Below are 24,414 nucleotides of genomic sequence, written 5' to 3'. Positions count from 1 at the left end.
GAAGCTGCGCAGTCGCCAGGCCGGAAAGCTCGGCAAAAAACCGGGCCGGCAGGCGCTTGCGGTCCTGCAGCACGAAGATGTGGTTTTTTGCCGTTTCCTCAGTCATGCGGCGGGGATTAGCATTTTTTTGATGGGGCGGCAATGGCAGTCATTGAAGCTGCGAAAGCGGATTTAAGCAGGGGATGCCGACGACGGTCGCAGCGCCCAGCATGGCAAGATCCAGGGTACAAAGCATAAAACCGCGCGCCTCGATCTTTGCGAGATGCAGGGCGTCCCCGGCGCGGAGTTTCAGCTCTTCCCTTCCCGCTAACTGAGCGGCTCTCAAAAAGTCTGACCGCTCGACGGCGATGATCGCGAAATTTTCCTCGACATAACGCTTGAAAAGCGCTTCAGCCCCTCTTCGAAGATCAGCGGAAATCTGACCCGTGCGCAGCTTAAATGCAATTGCTGAATGAAATTCCGTGATGTTCCAGTCACTGGCGACGAGGTTTTGCGGATCCTGTTGGGAAAACCAGGTTGTGATTTGCGGTGTGGCGACTTCGTTCGTGACAAGGGAAACAAAGACCGATGTGTCGAAGTATAGTTTCAATACCGGTCCTCGTCTCGCATGCGCCTGATGAATTCACCTGCCGATTCTTTTTGCAGCGGCTGCGATTGCGTGAATTCCCTTAGGGCCGTCACGTCGATCTTTGTCGGCCTCGACTGGGAGGGCTCCGCCATCATCGGCACAATCCGCGCCACCGTCTGCCCATCCCTCTCAATCAGGATTGTTTCACCCGCCTGGACTCGGGTGACCAGTTCCTCGACCTGATCCTTGATGTCGTTGATCTTGACGATGCTCATGGCGATGACCTTTCCGTTGTCGGAAAGATAGCATGTCGCCGACAGGCGCTCAATTGCTCGGCAAAGGCTGCGGCGGCGCGGGGCGCTTGATCTGTTTCGACGCCTCGATCACCAGCGGCATCAGGCCCTCGCCGCCATGATCCACGATCTCGAAGAATTCGCGGCGCATGCGCGGTTCCCAGAACTTATTGATGTGGCCGGCAACGCCCTTCACTCGGTCGGCCTCAGGTTGCGAGATGAAGAAAGTGGCGATCTGGTTCGCCATGCGTATGATCTTGCTGCCGTCATGCTGCATCGGCTGCGTCTCCTGTGTCGATCCGGTCGAAACCGGTAAAAATTTCAAAATCCTCGCCGCGCGCCAGCGCAATGAGGGTCATGCCGGCGCGATTGGCCATGTCTATCGCCAGTGCCGTCGGCGCCGAAATGCCGATCAACACGGCACTGCCGAGCTTGGCGGTCTTCTGGATCAGTTCGACCGAGAGCCGCGACGTCATGATCATCGCGCCCTCGGAACCGACAACGCCGTTGCGGGCCAGATGGCCGATCAGTTTGTCGAGTGCATTGTGGCGGCCAACATCCTCGCGGACGGCGATCAGGCCTTGGCCAGGGATATAGAAGCCGGCGGCATGCACGGCGCGGGTCTCGGCATTCAGCGGCTGGCTGGCCGATAGCGACTGCATCGCCTGCGATATATCGCCGGCAGTGAGATGCAAGCTGATCCCTGAAACGTCGGCGGCCGGCTTCAGCGCTTCTTCGATCGATTCGACGCCGCAGAGGCCACAGCCAACGGGACCGGCCTTGGCGCGGCGGCGGACGCGTAGCGCCCGATCGACATTGTCTGTGAGGCTGATCTGCAGGTCGACGCCATCAAAGGCTTCCAATACTTCGATGCCGGTGACTTCATCAAGGTTTTCGACGATACCTTCGGAGAGGGAGAAGCCGATGGCGAAATCCTCGAGATCGGCCGGAGTCGCCATCATCACGGCTTCGGTCGAGCCGCCATAGGAAAGCGCAATCGCGGCTTCCTCCGCGACCACGCGATGTGTGGAGGAGAGAACGCGATTGCGGAATGAGATTTCCGGGACGCGGCGGGAGATTGAGGTCATAGCGACCTCACTCCGCCGCTTCCAGCTTGCCCATGATCCGGCGCGAGCGCTTCGCCAGCTCGTTATAATCTTCCTGCCATTCGGACGGCCCGTTCGACGGTGAAATCTGCACCGCCGTCACCTTGTATTCCGGGCAATTGGTCGCCCAGTCGGAGAAATCCGTGGTAATGACATTGGCTTGCGTGTCCGGATGGTGGAAGGTCGTGTAGACCACGCCGGTTGCGACCCTGTCAGTGAGCAGTGCACGCAGCGAGGTTTCGCCGGCACGGGATTGCAGCCGCACCCAGCTGCCGTCGCGGATGCCGCGCTGCTCAGCGTCGTGCGGATGGATTTCCAGCCGGTCTTCCGGATGCCAGGCGACATTGCCGGTGCGGCGTGTCTGGGCGCCGACATTATATTGGCTGAGCACGCGGCCGGTGGTGAGCAGCAGCGGGAAACGCGGGCCGGTCTTCTCGTCGGTGGCGACATATTCGGTGCGGATGAACTTGCCTTTGCCGCGCACGAAGCCGTCGATATGCATGATCGGCGAGCCTTCGGGATGCGCTTCGTTGCAGGGCCATTGCACCGAACCCATCTTTTCAAGGTAGTCGTAGCTTACCTTGGCGAAGCTCGGCGTGGTGGCGGCGATCTCGTCCATGATCTCTGACGGATGGGCGTAGTTCCAATCGAGGCCGAAGGCGCGCGCCAGTTCCTGCGTCACTTCCCAGTCGGCATAGCCGTTCTTCGGGGTCATGACCTTGCGGACGCGGTTGATGCGGCGCTCGGCATTGGTGAACGTACCGTCCTTTTCGAGGAAGGTCGAGCCGGGCAGGAAGACATGGGCGTAGTTCGCGGTCTCGTTGAGGAACAGGTCCTGGACGACGACGCATTCCATGGCTGCGAGACCGGCCGAAACATGCTTGGTGTCCGGGTCGGACTGCAGGATGTCTTCGCCCTGGACGTAGAGCGCCTTGAACGAGCCGTCGACGGCGGCATCCAGCATGTTGGGGATGCGCAGGCCCGGCTCGTTGTTGAGCTCGACGCCCCAGAGCTTTTCGAAGATGGCGCGGGTGGCGTCGTCGGAAATGTGGCGGTAGCCCGGCAGTTCGTGCGGGAAGGAGCCCATGTCGCAGGAGCCCTGGACATTGTTCTGGCCGCGCAGCGGGTTCACGCCGACACCGCGGCGGCCGATATTGCCGGTCGCCATGGCAAGGTTGGCGATGGCGATGACGGTGGTCGAACCCTGGCTGTGCTCGGTGACGCCGAGACCGTAATAGATCGAACCATTGCCGCCACGGGCGAAGAGGCGGGCGGCACCGCGGATCAGTTCGGGATCGACGCTGGTGTACTGCTGGATCGCTTCCGGGCTGTGACGCTCTTCGGAGACGAATTCCGCCCAGTCCTGGAATTCGCTCCAGTCGCAACGCTCGCGGATGAACGCTTCGTCATAGAGGCCTTCGGTGACAATGACATGGGCAAGTGCGGTGACGACGGCGACATTTGTGCCCGGCTTCAGCGGCAGGTGATAGTCGGCCTTCACATGCGCCGTCGAGACGATCTCGGTCTTGCGCGGGTCGACGACGATCAGCTTGGCGCCTTGGCGCAGCCGCTTCTTGAGACGCGAGGCGAAGACCGGGTGGCCCTCGGTGGGGTTGGCGCCGATGATGATGACGACATCCGTGTCCTCGACCGAATCGAAATCCTGCGTACCGGCGGAGGTGCCAAAGGTCTGGCCGAGGCCGTAGCCCGTCGGCGAATGGCAGACGCGGGCGCAGGTGTCGACATTGTTGTTGCGGAAGCCGGCGCGGATCAGCTTCTGCACCAGATAGGTTTCCTCATTGGTGCAGCGTGACGAGGTGATGCCGCCGACAGAGTCGCGGCCATATTGATACTGGATGCGGCGGAATTCGTTGGCCGTGTAAGTCAGCGCCTCTTCCCACGACACTTCCCGCCACGGATCTGAGATCTTTTCGCGGATCATCGGGTTGAGGATGCGATCCTTGTGGGTGGCATAGCCCCAGGCGAAGCGGCCCTTGACGCAGGAATGGCCGCGGTTGGCCTTGCCATCCTTCCATGGCACCATGCGCACCAGTTCCTCGCCGCGCATTTCTGCCTTGAACGAGCAGCCGACGCCGCAATAGGCGCAGGTGGTGACCGCGGAATGTTCCGGCTGGCCGATTTCGATCACCGATTTTTCCGTCAGTGTCGCAGTCGGGCAGGCCTGTACGCAGGCGCCGCAGGAGACGCATTCGGAAGCCAGGAACTCTTCATGCATGCCGGCCGAGACGCGCGAATCAAAGCCGCGGCCTTCGATCGTCAGCGCGAACGTGCCCTGCACTTCTTCGCAGGCGCGGACGCAACGCGAGCAGACGATGCACTTCGACGGATCATAGGTGAAGTACGGGTTGGACTCGTCCTTCGGTGCCCATTTGAGATTGGCTTCGCCATTGCTGCGCGCCTTGACGTGATTGTCGCCCTCATAGCCATAGCGCACGTCGCGCAGGCCGACGGCGCCGGCCATGTCCTGCAATTCGCAATCGCCATTGGCAGCGCAGGTCAGGCAGTCGAGCGGGTGGTCGGAGATATAGAGCTCCATCACGCCCTTGCGGATATCCTTGAGGCGACTTGTCTGGGTATGGACCTTGAGCCCTGCAGCGACCGGCGTGGTGCACGAGGCGGGCGTGCCGTTGCGGCCCTCGATCTCCACCAGACAGAGGCGGCAGGAGCCGAAGGCATCCATCATATCGGTGGCGCAGAGTTTCGGCACTTCGATGCCGGCTTCCATTGACGCACGCATGATCGACGTACCCTCCGGCACGGTGATCTCATTGCCGTCGATGGTGAGTGTCACCATTTTCTCGGATTTCGAAGCGGGCGTGCCGTAGTCGATTTCATGAATGAGAGACATGGGTTTACTCCGCTGCCTGAAGGGTGGCTGCCGGACGGAAATCATCCGGGAAGTGGGTGACGGCGCTCATGACCGGATAGGGCGTGAAACCACCCAGCGCACAGAGCGAGCCGAATTTCATCGTGTTCGACAGGTCCTTGACCAGCGCCAGATTCTTCTCCGGCTCGACGCCTTGCGAGATCTTGTCGATGGTCTCGACGCCGCGGATCGAGCCGATGCGGCAGGGCGTGCACTTGCCGCAGGATTCGACGGCGCAGAATTCGAAGGCAAACCGCGCCTGGGCCAGCATGTCGGCGGTGTCGTCGAACACGGTGATGCCGGCATGGCCGATCAGGCCGTCTTTGGCCGCGAAGGCCTCATAGTCGAACGGCGTATCGAACAGCGAGGTCGGGAAATAGGCACCAAGCGGCCCACCGACTTGAACGGCCTTGACCGGCCGGCCACTGGCAGTGCCGCCGCCGATATCGTTGACGATCTCGCCGAGCGTCAGACCAAAGGCCACTTCATAGAGGCCGGAATATCTGACATTGCCGGCGATCTGGATGGGGATCGTGCCGCGTGAGCGGCCCATGCCGAAATTCTTGTAGAACTCGGCACCCTTTTCCATAATCACGGGCACGGAGGCGAGCGAAATGACATTGTTGACCACAGTCGGCCGGCCGAGGAAGCCTTCCAGTGCCGGCAGCGGCGGCTTGGCGCGGACGATGCCGCGCTTGCCTTCGAGCGAATTGAGCAGCGAGGTTTCCTCGCCGCAGACATAGGCGCCGGCGCCGGAGCGGATTTCCATGTCGAAGGCCTTGCCCGACCCCAGCACGGAGGTGCCGAGCACGCCGGCTCGGCGCGCGACCTCGACCGCCTCGTTCATGATCAGAATGGCGTTCGGATATTCCGAGCGCAGGTAGACATAGCCCTTAGTCGCGCCAACCGCGATGCCGGYGATGGCCATGCCCTCGATCAGCACGAAGGGATCACCTTCCATGATCATCCGGTCGGCAAAGGTTGCCGAGTCGCCCTCATCGGCATTGCATACGATATATTTCTGCGGGCCAGCGGCATCGTGAACCGTCTTCCACTTAATGCCGGTCGGGAAGCCCGCGCCGCCGCGGCCGCGCAAGCCGGAATCGGTGACCTGCTTGACCACATCGACAGGCACCATGGCCAGCGCGGTTTCAAGACCTTTGAGCCCACCATACGCTCTGTAATCCTCGATCGATAGTGGATCGGTGATGCCGCAGCGGGCGAAGGTCAGGCGCGTCTGGTTCTTGAGCCAGCTGATTTCCTCAGTCGCACCATGACAGAGCGGATGGCTTTTGCCGTCGATAAAGCCGGCATCGAGCAGGCCGGCGATATCCTTCGCCTTGACCGGGCCATAGGCGACACGGCTTTGCGGTGTTTCCACCTCGACCAGCGTTTCCAGCCAATGCAGGCCGCGCGAGCCATTGCGGATGACTTTGGCATCGAGCTTGCGGGCGGCGATTTCCTGTTCGAAGGCCGCGGCCACCTTGTCGGCGCCGACGGAAAGGGCGGCGGAATCGCGCGGGACAAAAATCCTGACGGTCACTGGCGCACCTCCTTGATGAGAGCGGTCAGTTCCTCGGCGTCAAGGCGGCCATGCAACTGCCCGTCGATTTCAGCCGAGGGAGCGACGGAACAAAGGCCGAGGCAATAGACTGGCTCCAGTGTCACGCGGCCGTCCGGCGTCGTCTCGTTCCAGTCGAGGTCGAGCAACTTGCGGGCATGGTCGGCAATCTCGCGGCCTCCTCTGGACTGGCAGGCCTCGGCACGACAGAGGCGCACGACATGCTGACCGGCCGGATGTTCGCGGAATTCGTGGTAAAAGGTGACGACACCATGGACCTCGGCGCGCGACAGGTTGAGCTCGCGAGCGATCAGTGGCAGTGCAGCTTGCGGCACATGACCATATTCATGCTGGATCGCGTGCAGGATCGGCAGAAGCGGGCCTTCGAGGTTTTTCAATTCGGAAACGATGGCCAGCGTCCGCTCGGCGACATCGTCTTTCACATGGACATTCATCCGGGTCTCCACCCTTGTCTCCGGCATGACCTCCGCGTAACAGGCAAATTGCCGGCCATCCGCATCATACCGGATTTTTCCAGGAAATTTATGGCAAAATCGGAACCCTGTCGATTTCGCATCTGCGCCGGATGATGACGTTTGGCCGAAAGAAGGTCAATAAGGGGCGTTTTGTGGAGCGATAGGAAATTTCTATCAAACGCTGAACGCAGATATGCTGTTGTCGCTGTCGCCTGCAACCGGTATAATTCGAATTATTCGAAACTTTCGAGGATTTCGACCATGAAAGTCTCATCGGCAGAATTCATCAAGAACTACGGCACGCTGGCTGACAAGGCACTGCAGGAGCCGGTTACCATCACCCGAAATGGCCGCGATCGGCTCGTGCTGATTTCGAGCGAGGAATATGGAAGGTTGAGGGCAAGTTATCGCAGGGCTTTCCTGGCCGAGGAAATGTCCGACGAGGATCTCGCCTTGCTCGCCCAACAGCGCGTCCCAGAGGAATATGCTTACCTTGACGATCTGATTAAAGATTGGAAGCCTGAAAAATGAGGATCCCGGCACCGAAGGCGGGTATGGTGATCAGCTATTCCTATCTTTGGGCTCGAGAGGCCCGTGTTGGACGGGAAGAGGGTGCCAAGGATCGACCTTGCGCCATCATCCTTACGACCGAAAGCGGCGACAGAGGAACGCGGGTGCAGATAGTCCCCGTCACGCACTCGCCGCCTTCCAGGAATGATCTTGCCGTTGAAATACCKGCGGAAATCAAACGTTATTTGAAACTCGATGACGAACGGTCTTGGATCCTTATCAACGAATACAATCAATTTCTCTGGCCGGGATATGACCTGCGGGAAGCAAGCAACTCGGAGAGCCCGGTATATGGCTTCCTGCCACAGCGGTTCTTCCAGCATCTGATCGAGTGCTTTCGCTCTCAGGCCCGCCCCACGCAAGTGGATCGCACCTGAACTCAGGCCACATTGCGTGCCGCATTCAACAACGCCGACACCAGTGGCGTGTTCGGATCGCGTTCCAGCGCCACAACGCCAACCGAATGGCTGGCTTCCGGCTCAACGAGGGGGATGACAGCCACCTCCTCAGCGAAACCGAAGGAGCGCGCCGCATCAAGCGGCATGATCGAGGCCCAGCGGCCGGTCAGCACATGGGTGAAGAGCACGATCATCGAATTGGATTCGAGCCGTGGCTCGATTTTGGCACCGGCTTCGCTGATATGCCGGTTGATGATGCGTCGGTTCTGCATGTCGGCGGTCAGCAGACAGAGCGGCATACGGCTAGCTTCCGCCCAGGTGATCGAACTGCGCTCAGTTGGTACGGCACGCTTGGCGGTGACCAGGTAATAGCGTTCTTCGATCAGCGGCACGCTGACGACGCGGCCGAGCGGTTCGTTGTCGAGATAGGTGATGCCGATATCGGTCTCGAGGTTTTCGAGCTGGCTCATCACCTGCAGTGAAGTGGTGGACTGGATGGAGAAGGTGACGTTCGGATGCTTCTCCTGGAAAGGCGCGGTGATCTTCGGGATCAGCGACAACGCGGTCGGGATGGCGGCGATGCGTACATGCCCCGACAGGCCCGAGCGCGCGGCGCGCATCTCCTCCTTCATCGTGCGCGCGTCGCCGACGATGCGGCGAGCCCATTCCAGCACCCGCTGCCCTTCTGGCGTCAGGCCCTGGTAGCGCGAGCCGCGATTGACCAGCATCACCCCGAGCTCGCCTTCGAGCTGGCGGATCGCGGCGGAAAGCGTCGGCTGGGTGATGCCGCACTCTTCCGCCGCGCGACCGAAGTGTTTTTCGCGCGCCAGGGTCAGGAAGAATTGCAGTTTGTCGATCATCAGTGTGTGCCTGGCCTCTTCATGCGCCTGATCTTGGCATCAAACTGGCGGAATTGCACTCCAACGGCGTCATGTCGTCATAGGCAAAACGAATGCCTGACGCCGTGCTCACGACGACGCGATGCGGCGTGCGAAGAAAATCGTGCCATCACGCCAGCATGGGTGCTGTCCGCGATAATCCGGCAGAAGATTCCCCTTCATTTCTCGGCTGTCTTGGAGTAAACCGCAGCCCGCACGAAAAATCCGAAAGGTTGATCCATGGACAAGTTCACCACGCTGACCGGCATCGCCGCTCCGTATCCCGTCGTCAATATCGACACGGACATGATCATTCCGAAGGATTACCTCAAGACCATTAAGCGGACCGGTCTCGGCACGGGTCTGTTCGCCGAGGCGCGCTACAAGGAAGACGGCAGCGAAAATCCCGATTTCGTGCTCAACAAGCCGGCCTACCGGCATGCGCAGGTTCTTGTCGCCGGCGACAATTTCGGCTGTGGTTCCTCGCGCGAGCATGCGCCCTGGGCACTGCTTGATTTCGGCATCCGCTGCGTGATCTCAACCAGCTTTGCCGACATCTTCTACAACAACTGCTTCAAGAACGGCATCCTGCCGATCGTCGTGACACCGGACGAACTGGATAAGCTGCTCGACGACGCGAGCCGCGGCGCCAATGCGACGCTGACCATCGATCTCGAAGCACAGGAAATCCGCGGTCCCGACGGCGGCGTCATCAAGTTCGATCTCGATGCCTTCCGCAAGTATTGCCTGCTGAACGGCCTCGACGATATCGGCCTGACGCTGGAAAAGTCCGCGGCGATCGACGCTTTCGAGAAGACTGCGGCCGGCACTCGTCCCTGGGCCTGATCACAACTGCTTCCGGATCGGATGGTCATGGGCCATTCGATCCGCGCTCACCGTCACGGCGATCCGTTGCCGGAGAGGATTTGCGTAGCGCCATTGAGCGCAACCCTGAAGGCTTCGTCGAAATTGACGCCGCGCACGGTCCAGGCATAGGTCTTGCCATTTTCGGCCAGCCGCCATGTCGCGACCCAGCCGAGATCCTGGTCGCTCCAGGTGAGCGTTCCCGCCAAAGCTCTATCGCCCCCGGCTTTCCGAGCCACATCGGCGAGCTTGGGGGATGGGACATCCCCGTTCACATCAAGTTTGTCAACGATATCGGCAGTTGGAAATGCCAGCGCTAGCGCAAGCGGCGTTGCGGCAGTCGCAAAGGCTTCCCGCATTGCTTCATCGCGCGGATTGTCAGAAGACAGCCTAAATTTCTGTCCATTGCGCTCAACGGTGAGGAAAATGGTGAAGCGTGGACGCTTGCCAAGCCAGGGGCGACTGCCGAGTTGGGCGAGCGCCCCGTTGATCACTTGCGGGTCGTAGCGGCAGGTGAGGTCATGCGGGCGGTCATAGGTGCCCTGCTCGTCATGGATGGGGCGGCCGGCCAGACGGTCATGGTAGGAAAAGCTCCTGACGAAATCGCCGGCGTGACTGCGCAGCTTCGCCGCAGCCGGCAAGCCCGGCAGGCGGGGATCACCGGAAACACGGACAAGGACACGATCGAGGCAATCGCGGAAGCCCGGTTGCCGGTTCTCAACACCCTGGCCGGTGACGATGGCGACGGAGCTGTAGAGATCTTCGGTCTGCTCAGCCGCCGCCAGCCGCTCTGCCGGCAGCGAAAGCGCGGCGAACGCAATAAGAAACCTCAGCAAAACCATCGACACCTCCAGGATGACTGCTTGTCAAACAGTTTCGTAACCTGTTAATAGGTTACATGAAGATTTCGAGCAATTCAATCGATGAAGTCCGTGCCTATTTTTCCCATCTCGGCCGGATGCGGATGCTGGCCGGCGATCCGGCGCTCGATTTCGCCAATACTTTTCATTGGCGCGAGGGACGGCAGGCGGATTTCATTGGAGACTACCGATCACTGGTCGAGTGGTCCTTGCCAGCGGGTTTGCTGACACAGGCCGAGGTCGCGGCACTGCTTGCGGCTGCGGGGCCGGTGCCAGAAGCGGCAGAGGCCGTTCATGCCGAAGCGATTGCATTGAGGACGAGCTGGCGAGATTGCCTGTCCAGTCGCATGGTTCATCAGGAGACCAGGGGGAGAGAAGACGATTTGGAGCGCCGGCTTGCCAAGGCGCTTGCTGATCCGGTCCTATTGATCAATGGGCTGGAAACAATGCACGTCGCTCTGGCACGTTTGGTGTCGTTGCCTTTGGCCCGGATTGCACTGTCGATCGCGAGCCTTCAGCTGATTCCGGCCGAGCGCAGGATCGGTCGATGCGAGGGTGATCCCTGTGGTGGCTTTTTCCTCGACAACAGCCGCTCCAAGCCGAGGCGCTGGTGCTCGATGGATACCTGCGGCAACCGGGCAAAGGTGCGTGGTTTCCGCAGCCGGATGCAGGCTGAAGAGGTGAGCGCGAAGGGATGATGATCAGGCGGCGACGGTCGCTTCGATCGCCTCGATATCGTCGTCGGACAGGCCGAAATGATGGCCGATCTCGTGGATCAGCACATGGGTGATGATGTCGCCCAAAGTCTCTTCGTTTTCGGCCCAGTAGTCGAGGATCGGCCGGCGATAGAGCGAGACGCGGTTGGGCAGCTCTCCGTTCTCGACAGAGAACCGTTCGGTCACGCCACGCCCCTCGAACAGGCCGAGCAGGTCGAAAGGCGTTTCGAGCGCCATGTCCTCAAACACGTCGTCAGAAGGGAAGTCAGAGATCTCGATGATCAGGTCTTGGCAAAGTGCCCGAAAATCCTCGGGCAGATGTCCATAGGCCTCGCGCGCCAGCTGCTCAATCGCTTCCAGCGATGGCGAGAAGACGTCCCGCCACTTGTCTGTCTGGTCTATGCTCGCCATGGTCTCTCCTGTCGGGGCTTATATAAAGTGTCCGGGCGGGATTTGCGAGTGAATTTCAAGGCGTTTTCGGCAGGATGTTGAAATCGAACATCGTGCCGGCGAAAGGCTGGCGGGCATAAGTGAAGTGCCACCATTCGCGGCGATAGTTCTTGAAACCATGCACTTTCATAGCTGCGACGAGCCGTCGGCGGTTCGCCCCGGCAGCGGCGGAAACAGCGCGGGCATTGGTGAAGGCGAGTGGATCGAAGAGATCGAAGCCGGTGCCCATATCGACCGGCACGCCTTTATAGGTCATCGTCAGGTCGACCGTACTGCCGGCCGAATGCTCCGATTTGCGGCCGATATAGCCGTCGGCGATCAGGCGGTTACGCGCGACATGCGGATAGTGCGCCGGATCGGCCGGGCCGGCCTGCGACGCCCATTGAACGAAATGGCTGACCGCTTTTGCCGGGCGGTAACAATCATAGACAACGAGGCCATAACCCTCTGGCGCGAGGTCGGCCTGAACCGCCGCGAGTGCCCGCGCCGCTTTCTCGGTCAGCACGCATTCTGCGGCCTGATAGCCGGGCACAGGCGCATGGGTGAAGTTGTCGGGGCCGGCATAGCGGATGTCCTGGCGGATCGTCGGATCGATACCGGAGAGATAGACGAAGCCTTCATGCAGCTCCGCCGCGCTCGCATTCCAGACGAGCACGGCGGAAAATGTGAATGCGGTGGCCGTCCGAAGACACGCCATTACACTCTTCTGACAAGCCTTATCAGCAGGAGCAATATGATTGCGCCGATGGCGGCCGAAATAATGGAGCCGAGAATGCCGCCTCCCAGTGAAAGGCCGATGCGCGGGAAAAGAAATCCGGCGATGAAGGCGCCGACAATGCCGATGACGATATTGCCGATCAGGCCAAAGCCGTAGCCGCTCACGATCACACCGGCCAGCCAGCCGGCGATCGCACCAATGATGAGAAAGATGATAATGGCCTCAATGCCCATGATATGCTCCCTTTGCATGCCGCTCTCTTGATGCGGCGACTCCTAATGCAGGAATGGATTGTCCGTTCCCAAGCGGAAGACTACGCCAAACCGAATTGACCTGAAAGCTGGAATCCAGCGGCAATCTTATGTGCTGGTGGACACTCTTCAATCAATTGTGCCATGCCCCTGGGCCGCGCTATAGAGGATGAAGCGAAGCGGGATGCATGGGCATGGATGCGGAAAACATGAAGACGCTGGTCGTAAAGGGCCAGGAATTCGAATATTTCGAGGCCGGCACGGGCCGGCCGGTGATCTTCCTGCACGGTGCATTGGGCGATGCGCGGACGTTTGCGCCGCATGCCCAGATGCTGTCGCCGCATTATCGGGCGATCAGCTATACGCAGCGCCATTTCGGCACGCGGCCCTGGCCGGAGGCTGGTCCCTCGTTTGGAATCGAGACGCATGCCGAGGACCTGGTCGGCTTTGTCGAGGCGCTCGGCGCTGGTGCGGTTTTTCTCATCGCCTGGTCCTATGCAGGCCATGCGGCGCTGAGGGCCGCACAGCTGCGACCGGATCTCTTCCGGGCGATGTTCATCTACGAAACCGGCGTGCAGACCTTCCTGGCTGCCCCGACCGAGGTCGCCGCCTTCAAGGCTGATTCCGATGCGTTGATGGGCCCGGTGTTTGCGGCGGCTAGCGCCGGCCAGCTTGATGAGGCTGCCCGGTTGCTCGTCAATGGTTCGGCGCTGGACGACTGGTATTTCGACAGCCGCACCGAGCTGCAGATGCAGACCGAGCGCGAAAACGCGGCGATGCTGCCGAAGCTGATGGCGCAGATGCCGCCGCCCAGGATTTCCGCCGAGGACCTGGAGGCTTTGCAGGTGCCGATCACCATTGCCTGCGGCGCCAAGACCCGGCCGGCCTACAAGCTGGTCTCGGAGGTGGCAATGCGGCATGTGCCTGGCCAGCATTTCATGATACCCGGCGTCAACCATTTCTGGCCGGACGCCGAGCCGAGCGCATTCACGGATTTCCTCCGTGAATGGCTGAATGCGCAATAATCAGACGATGCCGCCGCCGAGGCCGGTAACGGCCGGYCGTTCGGCGCCAACCTTGCCGCGATAACCGGCGGCACGGTAGGTGGCGACCGGCTTGATCGCGCCGCCGCGCTCGTAGCGTGCCATGGCGAGGATCGGCTCGACATCGGTGCGGAAAGCCGTCTTCAGCGTCTCATAGGCCATCAGCGCGTCGCCGCCATTCTGGTAGCCGTCGAGCGCGCTTCTGTCGACGATCAAGGCCTGGGCATAGGCGCGGCAGACTTCCATGGCCGAGGTCATCAGGCTTTCGATCGGGTCGGTGACATTGTGGCTCTGGTCGAGCATATGGGCCGGATTGAAGCCATCCGCCTTCGACAGTTCGGCGTCTGCCAGTTCGTTGAAGACCAGGAACAGGCGGTAGGGATCGATCGAGCCGGTGTCGAGGTCGTCGTCGCCATATTTCGAATCGTTGAAATGGAAGCCGCCCAGCTTCTTGAACTGGATGAGGCGGGCGACGATCATCTCGATATTGACGTTCGGTGCATGGTGCCCGAGGTCGACAAGGCAGAAGGCTTTCGGACCGAGTTCCTGGGCAATCAGGTAGTTGCTGCCCCAGTCCTGTACCACGGTGGAATAGAAGGCCGGCTCATACATCTTGTGTTCGGTGAAGATACGCCAGTCATCCGGCAGGTGCTTGTAGATCGATTTCATCGCGTCGAGATAGCGCTCGAAGGCGCGGGCGAAATGGCTCTGGCCGGGGAAATTCGAACCGTCGCCGATCCACACCGTCAGTGCCTTGGAGCCCAGGACCTGGCCGATTTCGATGCATTCGATATTGTGGTCGATCGCCTGGCTGCGGGTGGCGCCATCGGCATGCGACAGCGAGCCGTTCTTATAGGAAAGGCGCTGCTGCGGCTGGTCCTGGAAGGTGTTGGAGTTCATGGCGTCGAAGCCGAGGCCGAGATCGTCGCCCTTCTGCTTCAGTTCCTTGAGGTCGTCGACCTTGTCCCAGGGAATGTGGAGGGAGACGGTCGGGGTGGCGCGGGTCAATTGCTGGATGACGGCGCAGTCTTCGAGCTTGTCGAAAATGTTGCGCGGTTCGCCCTGGCCGGGGAATCTCGCAAAGCGCGTGCCGCCGGTGCCGACACCCCAGGAGGGAACGGCGACGCCATAGGCCGCGACCTTGTTCTTCACCCAGTCGATATCGACGCCGCGGCGGGAGAGGACGTCGCCAAGATGGGCATAGTCGCTTTTGAGCGCCGCGATGGATTTTTCATTCTCGTCGTTGACGACGCTCTCGGAAATCATGGTCATGGTGTCCCTCCCAAATTTCTAATCGGCGCTCGGCGCCTCAACGTTGACACTCGCGTTCGGGATACCCTCTCTGGCCTGTCGGCCATCTCCCCCACAAGGGGGGAGAAGACTCGCGGCACCGCTCCTTACCTCAATTGGGGCGTAGCGGAGCGGCAAGTTAAGCCCCTCCCCCTTGTGGGGAGGAGTTGGGGAAGGGTGTTTCCCGCGCTCACTTACCGCGTAAACGCCTGCGCATTGCCCGCATCGACATTCAGAATATTACCCGTCGACTTCGCCGAGGCAGGCGAGGCGAAGAAGAAGATGCCTTCGGCGATATCTTCTGGATAGACCGACAGTTTCAGCATCGAGCGCGAACGGTAGTGTTCCTCGAGCTCGTCGGTCGACATCTTGTAGGCCGCGGCCCGCTGTTCCTTCCACTCGCCCGTCCAGATTTTCGAGCCGCGCAGCACGGCGTCCGGATTGACGGTGTTGACGCGGATGCCCTTTTCCGCGCCTTCGAGCGCCAGGCAGCGGGCGAGATGGATTTCTGCGGCCTTGCCGGTGCAATAGGCGGCGGCATTCGGCGAGGCGGCGAGGCCGTTCTTGGAGGCGACGAAGACGATGTTGCCGCCGATCTTCTGGGTCTCGAAGACGCGGAAGGCTTCGCGCGACACAAGGAAATAGCCTTTGGCAAGGATATCGATATTCTTGTCCCAGAGCGCCAGCGTCGTCTCGGTGACCGAGGCGGATGAGGCGAGGCCGGCATTGGAGACGAGGATGTCGAGGCCGCCAAATTCGACGACTGAATCGGCGAAACCGGCAATCACCGCATCCTCGCTGGTGACGTTGATCAGTGCTGTGCGCACCTGATCGGTGCCATAGCGCTTGGCGAAATCGCCGCTTGCCGCTTCGAGCGCGCCGGTGTCGATGTCGGCCAGCACGACGCAGGCGCCTTCCCTGAGGAAACGCTCGGCAGTGGCCTTGCCGATGCCGCCGGCGCCGCCGGTGATCAGCGCAACCTTGCCGGCCAATGTCTTCGGCTTCGGCATGCGCTGCAGTTTCGCCTCTTCGAGCAGCCAGTATTCGATGTCGAAGGCTTCCTGCTCCGGCAGGCCCATATAGGTAGAGACGGAGGAGGAGCCGCGCATGACGTTGATGGCGTTGATGTAGAATTCGCCGGAGATGCGGGCGGTGGCCTTGTCCTTGGCGAAGGTGATCATGCCGACGCCGGGGATCAGGTAAACGACGGCGTTAGGGTCGCGGATCGCGGGCGAATTCGAATGTTTGCAGCGCTCATAGTACGCAGCATAGTCGTCTCGATAGGCGGAGATCGCCGCGTCGAGCCCGGCAAGCGTGCCGGCGAGATCCGGATTGGCCGGGTCGAAGTCGACCACCAGCGGCCGGATCTTGGTGCGCAGGAAGTGGTCGGGGCAGGACGTGCCAAGTGCTGCCAGCGGCGCAAGATTGTTGGAGGAGACGAATTCCAGCACCGCGCTGCTGTCGTCGAAATGGCCGATCTTCGGTTCTGAGGCAGAAATCTTGCCGCGGATCACCGGCATCAGCGCGCCGGCAATGCGGCGGCGCTCGGCGGCGTCGAGCGGACGATGTTTTTCGCCGCCGAAAACCGGACCCTTGATGTTCTTTTCGAACCAGTCGATCGCCTTGTTGATGATCTCGACCGTCGTCAGATAGCTCTCTTCCGCCGTGTCGCCCCAGGTGAACAGACCGTGGCTTTCCAGCACGACGCCGCGCGCGGTCGGATTTTCCTCGCAGAACTTGCCGAGCCAGAGGCCCAATTCATAGCCGGGGCGCTTCCATGGCAGCCAGCCGATCTCGCCGCCGAAGATCTGCTGGGTCAATTCCTTGGAATTCTTGGAGGCAGCAATGGCAATGATCGCATCGGGATGCATGTGATCGACATGCGTCTTCGGCACATAGGCATGCAGCGGTGTGTCGATCGAGGCGGCGCGGGGATTGAGGTTGAACGTGCAGTGCGGCAGGTAATCGACCATCTCGTCTTCGAATTCGACGCCGCGATAGACATTCTTCAACGCTCGAAGCTTGTCCATGTAGAGGGTGGCGAAACCGTCGCGCTTGATCGAGCCGACATCGCCGCCCGAACCCTTGACCCACATGACCTCGACCGTCTGCCCGGTCAGCGGGTCCTTTTCCATGATCTTGGCCGAGGTGTTGCCGCCGCCGTAATTGGTGATGCGCTTGTCGGAGCCGAGCAGATTGGAGCGGTAGATCAGTCGCTCGGCCTCGCTCATGCTCTCGGCTTTCGTCCTGTCCCATAGGTTTGCGAGGCGCGAGCCCTTCGTTTCTTCCGCCATGATGTCCTCCCGGCACGTTCTCGTCTGCGCGATCAGCGCAATAGCATATTTGCGGCCAGATCACACGGATTAACCGCCTCTGTCAATCATAAATGATCATTTCCGATCATATTGCGCCGCACAATGAAATATTTTGATTAAACATGATTGACACTGCGCGAGTTTGATGGAAGCATGAAGGGCATTGGGAGGGATCATGCACGAGAAAGAGCGCCATCGGATCATCATGTCAGCGGTTCAGGAGAAGCCGGTCGTCACCGTGCCTGAACTTGTCGAGCTGACGGACAGTTCGGAAGCCACAATAAGGCGAGATATTGCCGCACTTCACGTGCAGAAGAAGTTGCGCCGGGTGCGCGGCGGCGCCGAGGCGCTGCATCCGCCGCAATTCGTCGGTCTGGCCGGCCGGCCGTTCTCGGTCAACGAAACGATCAATATCCGTCAGAAACAATCGATTGCGCGTGAAGCGGTGAAGCTCTGCAGCGATGGCGACGCGATCATCGTCAATGGCGGCACGACGACCTACCAGATGGTGCATTTCCTGGTGAACCGGCGCCTGCAGGTATTCACCAATTCATTCCCGATCGCCGAGCATTTGCTCAAGCACTCCAAGAACACGGTGATGCTGTCGGGCGGGGTGATCTATCGCGAGCAGAACATCATTCTGTCGCCGTTCGAAAACGACGTGACGCGCAATTTCTACGCCCAACGGATGTTCATGGGCGCGCAGGGCATCGGCGCGCTCGGCCTGATGGAGGCCGATCCGTTGTTGATCCAGGCCGAGCAGAAGCTGATCGACCAGGCCGACGACCTCGTCGTGCTGGTCGATTCGTCGAAATTCGCCAAGCGCTCCAGCCTCATTCTCTGCGGGCTGAAGCGCATTGCCACCATCATCACCGATTCCGGCATCGAGGACAGACATGCCTCGATGCTCGAAGCCGCCGGCGTCAACCTGATTGTCGCAGGCGTGGAAGACATGAAAAGCGAGAAATCGTCCGCCTGAACCTCGAGGGGAGGGGCGGGGAGTTTGTTTTACCCAAGGGAGGAAATCATGGGTGTTGCGAAGAAACTACTGTTTACAGCTGCAGTGTCGGTGGCGTTGATCGCCAACGTCGCGCATGCAGAGCACAAGAAGATCGCGCTGGTGGTCAAGGCGCTCGGCATCGGCTTCTTCGATGCAGCCCATAAGGGTGCCGAAGAAGCTGCCAAGCAACTCGGCGATGTCGACATCATCTATACCGGCCCGACCGACACGACGGCCGAAGGCCAGATCGAAGTGATCAATTCGCTGATCGCGCAGAAGGTCGACGCCATCGAAATCTCGGCCAATGACAAGGATGCGCTGGTGCCGGTGCTGAAGAAGGCGATGCAGCGCGGCATCATCGTCATCTCCTTCGACTCCGGCGTCGCCCCGGGCGGGCGGCTGATGCAGCTTAATCCGTCGTCGAACTCGCTGATCGGCAATATGTGCGTCAAGATGGCCGCCGATAACCTGCCGGGTGGTAAGGGCGATGTCGCCATTCTTTCGGCGACTGCGACCGCGACGAACCAGAACACCTGGATCGGGGAAATGAAGAAGGTTCTGYCGAAATATCCGGGCGTCAACATCGTCACGACCGTCTATGGCGACGACAAAACCGACAAGTCCTACACGGAAACGCAAGGCCTGATCAAAGCCTACCCGAACCTCAAGGCGATCATCGCGCCGACCTCCGTCGGTGTCGTGGCCGCGGCCCAGGCGGTTGAAGACGCCGGCCTGGTCGGCAAGATCAACGTCACCGGCCTCGGCCTGCCGTCCGAAATGGCCGGCCATGTGAAGACCGGTGCGTCCAAGTCGTTCGCTATCTGGAACCCGATCGACCTCGGCTATGCCGCGACGATGATCTCCTATAACCTGATGTCGAAGAAGGCCGAAGCCAAGCCGGGCGCCGAGATCGACATGGGCCGCATGGGCAAGGTCAAGCTTGACGACAATACCGAAGGCGCCATGGCCGATCCGTTCGTCTACGACAAGTCCAATGTCGAGAAGTTCGCCAAGATCTTCTGATCTGCTGGATCCGGCCATCGCCATGCCGCGGGGCCGGATCACTGTAACCTAGCACCCCCCTCTGCCCTACAGGGCATCTCCCCTCAAGGGGGGGAGATTGGCAAGACGCACGCTTCCCGCCTTACTTGAAACGTTGAGGTTGGAGCGAGCGGTTGCCACGATCCGATCTCCCCCCTTGAGGGGGAGATGGCTGGCAGGCCAGAGGGGGGTAGCCACACGCACAGGCTCTAAAGAACACCCATGGACGCAATGACCACCGAACAGGCATCCACGATCAGGCTCGAGGGGATTTCGAAATCCTTCCCCGGCGTGAAAGCGCTGTCGGGGGTCGCGCTCGGCCTTTATCCCGGCCAAGTGACGGCGCTTGTCGGTGAAAACGGCGCCGGCAAGTCGACGCTGGTCAAGGTGCTGACCGGCATCTACCAGCCTGATGAAGGCGCCATCTATCTCGGCCGTGAGCAGACTATATTTCCGAGCGCTTATGCGGCTCTGAAAGCCGGCATCACCGCCATCCATCAGGAAACTGTGCTGTTCGATGAGCTTTCGGTCGCCGAAAACATCTTTATCGGCCATGCGCCACGCGGCCGTTTTGGACTGATCGACTGGAACGTGATGTATGCCAAGGCGCGCGAGCTGCTGAAGCGTGCCGGCGCCGACATCGATCCGAAAATGCGGCTGCGTGATCTGTCGATCGCCTCGCGCCATCTCGTCGCCATCGCCAGGGCGCTGTCGGTCGACGCGCGCGTGGTGATCATGGACGAGCCGACGGCGGCTCTGTCGCACAAGGAAATCGGCGAACTCTATGAACTGGTCGAGCGCCTGAAGGCCGATGGCAAGGCGATCCTGTTCATCTCCCACAAATTCGATGAAATTTTCCGTATCGCCGACCGCTACACCGTGTTTCGCGACGGCCAGATGATTGGCGAAGGCCTGATCGCAGAGACCGGCCGTGATGCGTTGGTGCGGATGATGGTCGGCCGCGATATCGGCCAGGTTTTTCCGAAGAAGGAGGTCACGCCCGGCCCGCCGGTGCTGACCGTTTCCGGCTATTGCCATCCGACCGAATTCGACTCCATCGGCTTCGAATTGCRGCAAGGCGAAATTCTCGGCTTTTATGGGCTGATCGGCGCCGGCCGCTCGGAATTCATGCAGGCGCTGTTCGGCATTACCAAGCCGTCCAAGGGCGCGATCAAGATCGATGGCGAAGTGGCGGTGATCCGCACGCCGTCCGAAGCGGTGGCCAAGGGCATCGTCTATGTGCCGGAAGAGCGCGGCCGGCAGGGCGCGATCACAGCTATGCCGATCTTCCAGAACGTCACCCTGCCGTCGCTGCCGAAGACGTCGCGCTCCGGCTTTCTGCGGCTGGCGGAAGAATTCAAGCTGGCGCGTGAATATACATCGCGGCTCGACCTGCGCGCCGCCTCGCTCGACCAGCCGGTCGGCACGCTGTCCGGCGGCAACCAGCAGAAGGTGGTCATCGCCAAATGGCTGGCGACCAAGCCGAAGGTGATCATCCTCGATGAGCCGACCAAGGGCATCGACATCGGCTCGAAAGCCGCCGTGCACGAATTCATGAGCGAACTGGCTGCCCAGGGCCTGTCGGTGATCATGGTCTCCTCGGAAATCCCAGAAATTCTCGGCATGTCGGATCGCGTCATCGTCATGCGCGAGGGCCGCATCGTCGGCGAATTTTTACGCGCGGGCCTGACGGCGGAGACCCTGGTGCGTGCCGCCGCCGGCATTGGAGACGCGGCATGAAGACATTGTTCCGACATCGCGAGATCCAGCTGCTCGCGGCAATCGTTGCGTTGACGCTGATCATCGCCGCGCGTTTTCCAATCTTCCTCACGCCCTCCAGTCTTGGCAGCGTCTACACCGACACGTCGATCCTGATCATCCTGGCCCTCGGCCAGATGACGGTGATCCTGACGAAATGCGTCGATCTCTCGACATCCGCCGTGCTGGCGCTCTGCGGCATGATCGCAGCGATGCTCAACAGCATGTATCCGGATATTCCGGTGATCCTGCTGGTGCTGTTCGTCGTCGTGGTTGGCGGCCTGCTCGGCGCGATCAACGGCCTGCTGGTCTGGAAACTGGATATGCCGCCGATCGTCGTCACGCTCGGCACGATGACGGTATTCCGTGGCGTCATCTTCCTGCTTACCAACGGCAAGTGGATCAATGCGCATCAGATGAGCGACGCGTTCAAGGCACTGCCGCGCGACACTTTTATTGGCATTCCGGTGCTGAGCTGGGCGTCGATCATCGTCATCGCTATCATGTTCACAGCCCTTGGCCGTACGGCGCTCGGCCGCTCCTTCTTTGCTGTCGGGGGCAATTCCAATGCCGCTGTTTATGCCGGCATCGATCCGGGCCGGACGCGCTTCGTCGCCTTCGTGATCTCCGGCGCGCTCTCGGGTCTCGCCGGCTATCTCTGGATTTCGCGCTATGCCGTCGCCTATGTCGATATCGCGCTCGGCTTCGAACTCGACGTCGTCGCGGCCTGTGTCATCGGCGGCGTGTCGATCGCCGGCGGTATCGGCTCGGTGCCCGGGGCGGTGCTCGGTGCGCTCTTCCTCGGCATCATCAAGAATGCGCTGCCGGTAATCAATGTCTCGCCTTTCTGGCAACTTGCCATCTCCGGCACGGTGATCATCATCGCCGTGGCCTTCAATGCCCGGGCCGAGCGCAAGAAGGGCCGCGTAATCCTCAAACGGGCCGAGGTGACGGCATGAGCACGGTGACCACACGTCAGATTCCCGATCGCCTGCGCGGCGGCTTCGAACGAGCGCTGAAGAGCTGGGAAAGCCTGCTCCTCGCCGTCGCCGTGGTGATCTTCATCGTCAACTCCTTCGCCTCGCCCTATTTCCTCGACCCGTACAACCTCTCAGACGCGACCTATAATTTCACCGAGAAGGCGCTCGTGGCGCTCGCCATGGCGCTGGTGATCATTTCCGGCGAGATCGATCTCTCCGTCGCCTCGATCATCGCACTCTCCTCGACGCTGATGGGTGCGGCACTGAAGATGGGCGCCGGGCCCTATGAGCTGGTTGTCGTCGGCATCGTCGTCGGCGCGCTTTGCGGCATGGTCAATGGCTGGCTGGTAACTGGTCTCGGTCTGCCGTCGATCGTCGTCACCATCGGCACGATGAGCCTGTTTCGCGGCATCTCCTACATCATCCTCGGCGACCAGGCTTTTACCGGCTATCCGGACGATTTTTCCTGGTTCGGCCAGGGCTATGTCTGGTACGTCTTCACCTTCGAACTGGTGCTGTTCATTGTGATGGCGATCCTGTTCCATATCCTGCTCCATCGCACGAGTTTCGGCCGGCTGGTCTTCTCCATCGGCAACAACCAGACGGCGGCTTTGTTTTCCGGCGTCAAGGTTGGGCGGATCAAGTTCATCCTGTTCATGCTGACAGGACTGATGTCCGGGGTTGCCGCCGTCTGCCTGACGGCCCGGCTCGGTTCGACGCGGCCGTCGATCGCGACTGGCTTGGAACTGGAGGCGATCACCATGGTCGTGCTCGGCGGTGTCAACATCAATGGCGGCTCGGGCAGCATTCTCGGCGTGGTGCTGGCGGCGCTGATTGTCGGCCTCGTCACCTTCGGGCTTGGCCTGCTCAATGTGCCGGGCATCGTCATGTCGATCTTCACCGGCCTGCTGCTGATCCTGGTGATTGCAATCCCCGTCATTCTCGGCAAGATCAGCCGCAAGAGAAGAATGGCGTGAGGGGAGGACGCATGCCCGAGATCCGCACTATCGCGGTGATCGATATCGGCAAGACCAATGCCAAGGTCACCCGATTCGACATGACGACGCATCATGAGGCCGATGCCTTCACCTTCGCCAATGAGGTCATCCGCACGCCGCCCTATCCGCACTACGATATCGAGGGCATGTGGGCGTTCATTCTCGATTCGCTGAGCCGGATTCAAGCGTCCACGCCCATCGATGCCATTTCGATCACCGCCCATGGCGCGTCGATCACACTCGTCGATGCGGAGGGCAATCTGGCATTGCCGGTGCTGGATTACGAGTTTGATGGGCCGGATTCTCTCACGGCCGACTATGACGCGGTGCGTCCGCACTTCGACGAAACCGGTTCGCCGCGGCTGGTTTGCGGGCTCAATGTCGGCGCGCAGCTGTTCTGGCAGCAGAAGACATTTCCGACTGAGTTCGCCCGCACGACCTCGATCATTCCCTATCCGCAATATTGGGCCTTCCGGTTGACAGGCGTGCGAGCGACGGAAATGACCTCGATCGGCGCGCATACCGATCTCTGGAATCCATGGAAGCGTGATTATACTTCGCTGGTCGGGCAAATGGGCTGGAGTAGCCTGATGCCGCCGATGTCGAGCGCCTTCGATGCGCTTGGCACGCTGAAACCGGAACTCGCTGCCAAGACCGGCCTGTCGCCCGAAACACTGGTGTTCGGCGGACTGCACGATTCCAATGCCTCGCTGCTGACGCATCTCAAATCCCGCGCCGCACCGTTCTCGGTCGTCTCGACCGGCACATGGGTGATCTGCTTTTCTGTCGGCGGCAAGAGCGTGAAGCTCGACGAGGCGCGCGACACGCTGGTCAATGTCAACGCCTATGGCGATCCCGTCCCCTCCGCCCGCTTCATGGGCGGCCGCCTGTTCCAGATGCTGAAGGCCGATGGCAAGGCCGAGATTTCACCCGCCGATCGCGACCGGGTGTTCGGCGAAGGCATCATGCTCCTGCCATCGATCCCGGAAGATTCGGGACCGTTCACCGGCCGCAAGGGCGGCTGGGCGGGTGATCCGGAGACGCTCTCGCCCGGAGGCTATCTGCTGGCCGTGTCGCTGCATCTCGGCATGATGACCGCAACATCGCTCGAACTGATCGGCGCCGATGGGCCTGTGATCGTCGAGGGACCGTTTGCGCAGAACCAGACTTTCCTGGAAACGCTGGCGGTGATGACCGGCCGCGAGATCGTCACCGGGGGCGCGGGGCTGACGGGCACGAGCTCCGGCGCCGCCTGCCTGACGCTCGGCCGCGATGCCCGGATCGACACAGGTGCAGACGTCGTGACGCTGTCGCCCGATCCGCGGATCATGGATTATGTCGTCCGCTGGCAAGCGGCAATCGCAGCGTGCCGAGGGAAATAGATACCAACCCC

25 protein-coding genes are annotated in these 24,414 nt (G+C 60.8%); 11 read left to right on the top strand and 14 right to left on the bottom strand.

The genetic code is table 11. The features are described 5' to 3' along the window. Window positions 1-148 precede the first annotated feature (148 nt). The 7 genes from AC1DYF_RS18565 to AC1DYF_RS18535 are packed head-to-tail and all read right to left on the bottom strand — an operon-like array spanning window position 149 to window position 6,870. Window positions 149-589 (bottom strand): type II toxin-antitoxin system VapC family toxin, encoded by a 441-nt coding sequence (locus AC1DYF_RS18565; RefSeq protein ID WP_477878228.1) that lies wholly within the window; start codon window positions 587-589, stop codon window positions 149-151. After that, entirely contained in the window at window positions 586-843 is a 258-nt protein-coding gene (locus tag AC1DYF_RS18560) for a type II toxin-antitoxin system Phd/YefM family antitoxin (RefSeq protein ID WP_477878227.1), read from the bottom strand. Before AC1DYF_RS18560 ends, AC1DYF_RS18565 begins: the two co-directional genes overlap by 4 nt. A 49-nt stretch (window positions 844-892) precedes the next feature. Then, complete coding sequence (locus tag AC1DYF_RS18555) at window positions 893-1,138, bottom strand: formate dehydrogenase subunit delta (protein WP_477878226.1); 246 nt, start codon at window positions 1,136-1,138, stop codon at window positions 893-895. Continuing rightward, a complete protein-coding gene (gene fdhD, locus AC1DYF_RS18550; protein ID WP_477878225.1) occupies window positions 1,128-1,949 on the bottom strand; it encodes a formate dehydrogenase accessory sulfurtransferase FdhD in 822 nt (273 codons plus the stop codon). The genes AC1DYF_RS18555 and fdhD overlap by 11 nt, the downstream gene beginning before the upstream one ends. 7 nt (window positions 1,950-1,956) lie before the next feature. Next, window positions 1,957-4,836 carry a formate dehydrogenase subunit alpha gene (fdhF, locus tag AC1DYF_RS18545; RefSeq protein WP_477878224.1) on the bottom strand — a complete coding sequence of 960 codons (2,880 nt, stop codon included), beginning with the start codon at window positions 4,834-4,836 and terminating at the stop codon, window positions 1,957-1,959. Window positions 4,837-4,840: 4 nt separating this feature from the next. Next, window positions 4,841-6,397: a formate dehydrogenase beta subunit gene (locus AC1DYF_RS18540; protein WP_477878223.1), complete on the bottom strand. Its 1,557-nt coding sequence runs from the start codon at window positions 6,395-6,397 to the stop codon at window positions 4,841-4,843. Further along, on the bottom strand, window positions 6,394-6,870 hold the full coding sequence (locus AC1DYF_RS18535; protein WP_477878222.1) for a formate dehydrogenase subunit gamma: 477 nt from the start codon (window positions 6,868-6,870) through the stop codon (window positions 6,394-6,396). Before AC1DYF_RS18535 ends, AC1DYF_RS18540 begins: the two co-directional genes overlap by 4 nt. Before the next feature lie 282 nt (window positions 6,871-7,152). Between AC1DYF_RS18535 and AC1DYF_RS18530 the strand changes: the two genes are divergently transcribed. Continuing rightward, window positions 7,153-7,422 (top strand): type II toxin-antitoxin system Phd/YefM family antitoxin, encoded by a 270-nt coding sequence (locus tag AC1DYF_RS18530; RefSeq protein ID WP_477878221.1) that lies wholly within the window; start codon window positions 7,153-7,155, stop codon window positions 7,420-7,422. A gap of 23 nt (window positions 7,423-7,445) precedes the next feature. Then, window positions 7,446-7,838, top strand: a complete 393-nt coding sequence (locus AC1DYF_RS18525) for a hypothetical protein (RefSeq protein ID WP_477878220.1) — start codon at window positions 7,446-7,448, stop codon at window positions 7,836-7,838. Between the two features lie 2 nt (window positions 7,839-7,840). Here AC1DYF_RS18525 and AC1DYF_RS18520 read toward each other — a convergent pair whose 3' ends face one another. Beyond that, window positions 7,841-8,719: a LysR family transcriptional regulator gene (locus tag AC1DYF_RS18520; RefSeq protein ID WP_477878219.1), complete on the bottom strand. Its 879-nt coding sequence runs from the start codon at window positions 8,717-8,719 to the stop codon at window positions 7,841-7,843. Window positions 8,720-8,977: 258 nt separating this feature from the next. On the opposite strand from AC1DYF_RS18520, the gene leuD reads away from it, so the two are divergent. After that, window positions 8,978-9,583: a 3-isopropylmalate dehydratase small subunit gene (leuD, locus tag AC1DYF_RS18515; RefSeq protein WP_477878218.1), complete on the top strand. Its 606-nt coding sequence runs from the start codon at window positions 8,978-8,980 to the stop codon at window positions 9,581-9,583. 53 nt (window positions 9,584-9,636) lie between these two features. On the opposite strand, the gene AC1DYF_RS18510 is transcribed toward leuD, so the two are convergent. Further along, window positions 9,637-10,443, bottom strand: a complete 807-nt coding sequence (locus AC1DYF_RS18510; RefSeq protein WP_477878217.1) for a DUF2066 domain-containing protein — start codon at window positions 10,441-10,443, stop codon at window positions 9,637-9,639. A gap of 122 nt (window positions 10,444-10,565) precedes the next feature. Between AC1DYF_RS18510 and AC1DYF_RS18505 the strand changes: the two genes are divergently transcribed. Next, a complete protein-coding gene (locus AC1DYF_RS18505) occupies window positions 10,566-11,159 on the top strand; it encodes a CGNR zinc finger domain-containing protein (RefSeq protein ID WP_477878216.1) in 594 nt (197 codons plus the stop codon). A 3-nt stretch (window positions 11,160-11,162) separates the two neighbouring features. Here the strand turns inward: AC1DYF_RS18505 and AC1DYF_RS18500 are convergent, their stop codons facing one another. From AC1DYF_RS18500 to AC1DYF_RS18490, 3 genes are read right to left on the bottom strand one after another with little or no spacing between them, the layout of a single operon-like run. Continuing rightward, window positions 11,163-11,588, bottom strand: a complete 426-nt coding sequence (locus AC1DYF_RS18500) for a metallopeptidase family protein (protein WP_477878215.1) — start codon at window positions 11,586-11,588, stop codon at window positions 11,163-11,165. A 55-nt stretch (window positions 11,589-11,643) separates the two neighbouring features. Continuing rightward, window positions 11,644-12,324 carry a M15 family metallopeptidase gene (locus tag AC1DYF_RS18495; protein WP_477878214.1) on the bottom strand — a complete coding sequence of 227 codons (681 nt, stop codon included), beginning with the start codon at window positions 12,322-12,324 and terminating at the stop codon, window positions 11,644-11,646. After that, a complete protein-coding gene (locus AC1DYF_RS18490; RefSeq protein ID WP_477878213.1) occupies window positions 12,324-12,578 on the bottom strand; it encodes a GlsB/YeaQ/YmgE family stress response membrane protein in 255 nt (84 codons plus the stop codon). The genes AC1DYF_RS18495 and AC1DYF_RS18490 overlap by 1 nt, the downstream gene beginning before the upstream one ends. A gap of 212 nt (window positions 12,579-12,790) precedes the next feature. Between AC1DYF_RS18490 and AC1DYF_RS18485 the strand changes: the two genes are divergently transcribed. Next, complete coding sequence (locus tag AC1DYF_RS18485) at window positions 12,791-13,621, top strand: alpha/beta fold hydrolase (protein WP_477878212.1); 831 nt, start codon at window positions 12,791-12,793, stop codon at window positions 13,619-13,621. On the opposite strand, the gene rhaI is transcribed toward AC1DYF_RS18485, so the two are convergent. Together rhaI and AC1DYF_RS18475 are read right to left on the bottom strand one after the other, a co-directional pair. Next, the gene (gene rhaI, locus AC1DYF_RS18480) at window positions 13,622-14,911 is read right to left on the bottom strand and encodes an L-rhamnose catabolism isomerase (RefSeq protein ID WP_477878211.1); all 1,290 of its coding nucleotides are present in this window, start codon (window positions 14,909-14,911) and stop codon (window positions 13,622-13,624) included. Between the two features lie 212 nt (window positions 14,912-15,123). Further along, a complete protein-coding gene (locus AC1DYF_RS18475) occupies window positions 15,124-17,223 on the bottom strand; it encodes a bifunctional rhamnulose-1-phosphate aldolase/short-chain dehydrogenase (RefSeq protein WP_477878210.1) in 2,100 nt (699 codons plus the stop codon). A gap of 196 nt (window positions 17,224-17,419) precedes the next feature. Here AC1DYF_RS18475 and AC1DYF_RS18470 point away from each other — a divergent pair, with 196 nt between their 5' ends. From AC1DYF_RS18470 to AC1DYF_RS18445, 6 genes are all read left to right on the top strand, one after another. Then, window positions 17,420-18,223, top strand: coding sequence for a DeoR/GlpR family DNA-binding transcription regulator (locus AC1DYF_RS18470; protein WP_477878209.1), 804 nt, complete (start codon window positions 17,420-17,422; stop codon window positions 18,221-18,223). A gap of 48 nt (window positions 18,224-18,271) precedes the next feature. Beyond that, window positions 18,272-19,267: a rhamnose ABC transporter substrate-binding protein gene (rhaS, locus tag AC1DYF_RS18465; protein ID WP_477878208.1), complete on the top strand. Its 996-nt coding sequence runs from the start codon at window positions 18,272-18,274 to the stop codon at window positions 19,265-19,267. A gap of 240 nt (window positions 19,268-19,507) precedes the next feature. Beyond that, window positions 19,508-21,025 carry a sugar ABC transporter ATP-binding protein gene (locus AC1DYF_RS18460; RefSeq protein ID WP_477878207.1) on the top strand — a complete coding sequence of 506 codons (1,518 nt, stop codon included), beginning with the start codon at window positions 19,508-19,510 and terminating at the stop codon, window positions 21,023-21,025. Then, window positions 21,022-22,002 carry an ABC transporter permease gene (locus AC1DYF_RS18455; protein ID WP_477878206.1) on the top strand — a complete coding sequence of 327 codons (981 nt, stop codon included), beginning with the start codon at window positions 21,022-21,024 and terminating at the stop codon, window positions 22,000-22,002. The genes AC1DYF_RS18460 and AC1DYF_RS18455 overlap by 4 nt, the downstream gene beginning before the upstream one ends. Beyond that, on the top strand, window positions 21,999-23,000 hold the full coding sequence (locus tag AC1DYF_RS18450) for an ABC transporter permease (RefSeq protein ID WP_477878205.1): 1,002 nt from the start codon (window positions 21,999-22,001) through the stop codon (window positions 22,998-23,000). The genes AC1DYF_RS18455 and AC1DYF_RS18450 overlap by 4 nt, the downstream gene beginning before the upstream one ends. An 11-nt stretch (window positions 23,001-23,011) precedes the next feature. Continuing rightward, complete coding sequence (locus tag AC1DYF_RS18445) at window positions 23,012-24,403, top strand: FGGY-family carbohydrate kinase (RefSeq protein WP_477878204.1); 1,392 nt, start codon at window positions 23,012-23,014, stop codon at window positions 24,401-24,403. Window positions 24,404-24,414 lie beyond the last annotated feature (11 nt).

It is taken from the genome of Rhizobium sp. P2_G9 (assembly GCF_056403475.1).
The sequence above is the reverse complement of the archived record's forward strand: the minus strand, read 5'-3'. Positions and strand labels throughout refer to the sequence as shown.

What these genes read in the sequence shown, in the direction of transcription:
- fdhD (WP_477878225.1), bottom strand. Translation starts at nt 1,949, where the DNA reads ATGACCTCAATCTCCCGCCGCGTCCCGGAAATCTCATTCCGCAATCGC.
- AC1DYF_RS18500 (WP_477878215.1), bottom strand. Translation starts at nt 11,588, where the DNA reads ATGGCGAGCATAGACCAGACAGACAAGTGGCGGGACGTCTTCTCGCCA.
- AC1DYF_RS18505 (WP_477878216.1), top strand. Translation starts at nt 10,566, where the DNA reads ATGCTGGCCGGCGATCCGGCGCTCGATTTCGCCAATACTTTTCATTGG.
- AC1DYF_RS18530 (WP_477878221.1), top strand. Translation starts at nt 7,153, where the DNA reads ATGAAAGTCTCATCGGCAGAATTCATCAAGAACTACGGCACGCTGGCT.
- leuD (WP_477878218.1), top strand. Translation starts at nt 8,978, where the DNA reads ATGGACAAGTTCACCACGCTGACCGGCATCGCCGCTCCGTATCCCGTC.
- AC1DYF_RS18455 (WP_477878206.1), top strand. Translation starts at nt 21,022, where the DNA reads ATGAAGACATTGTTCCGACATCGCGAGATCCAGCTGCTCGCGGCAATC.
- AC1DYF_RS18445 (WP_477878204.1), top strand. Translation starts at nt 23,012, where the DNA reads ATGCCCGAGATCCGCACTATCGCGGTGATCGATATCGGCAAGACCAAT.
- AC1DYF_RS18450 (WP_477878205.1), top strand. Translation starts at nt 21,999, where the DNA reads ATGAGCACGGTGACCACACGTCAGATTCCCGATCGCCTGCGCGGCGGC.
- AC1DYF_RS18495 (WP_477878214.1), bottom strand. Translation starts at nt 12,324, where the DNA reads ATGGCGTGTCTTCGGACGGCCACCGCATTCACATTTTCCGCCGTGCTC.
- AC1DYF_RS18470 (WP_477878209.1), top strand. Translation starts at nt 17,420, where the DNA reads ATGCACGAGAAAGAGCGCCATCGGATCATCATGTCAGCGGTTCAGGAG.
- AC1DYF_RS18490 (WP_477878213.1), bottom strand. Translation starts at nt 12,578, where the DNA reads ATGGGCATTGAGGCCATTATCATCTTTCTCATCATTGGTGCGATCGCC.
- AC1DYF_RS18520 (WP_477878219.1), bottom strand. Translation starts at nt 8,719, where the DNA reads ATGATCGACAAACTGCAATTCTTCCTGACCCTGGCGCGCGAAAAACAC.
- AC1DYF_RS18510 (WP_477878217.1), bottom strand. Translation starts at nt 10,443, where the DNA reads ATGGTTTTGCTGAGGTTTCTTATTGCGTTCGCCGCGCTTTCGCTGCCG.
- AC1DYF_RS18560 (WP_477878227.1), bottom strand. Translation starts at nt 843, where the DNA reads ATGAGCATCGTCAAGATCAACGACATCAAGGATCAGGTCGAGGAACTG.
- fdhF (WP_477878224.1), bottom strand. Translation starts at nt 4,836, where the DNA reads ATGTCTCTCATTCATGAAATCGACTACGGCACGCCCGCTTCGAAATCC.
- AC1DYF_RS18555 (WP_477878226.1), bottom strand. Translation starts at nt 1,138, where the DNA reads ATGCAGCATGACGGCAGCAAGATCATACGCATGGCGAACCAGATCGCC.
- AC1DYF_RS18535 (WP_477878222.1), bottom strand. Translation starts at nt 6,870, where the DNA reads ATGAATGTCCATGTGAAAGACGATGTCGCCGAGCGGACGCTGGCCATC.
- AC1DYF_RS18475 (WP_477878210.1), bottom strand. Translation starts at nt 17,223, where the DNA reads ATGGCGGAAGAAACGAAGGGCTCGCGCCTCGCAAACCTATGGGACAGG.
- AC1DYF_RS18485 (WP_477878212.1), top strand. Translation starts at nt 12,791, where the DNA reads ATGGATGCGGAAAACATGAAGACGCTGGTCGTAAAGGGCCAGGAATTC.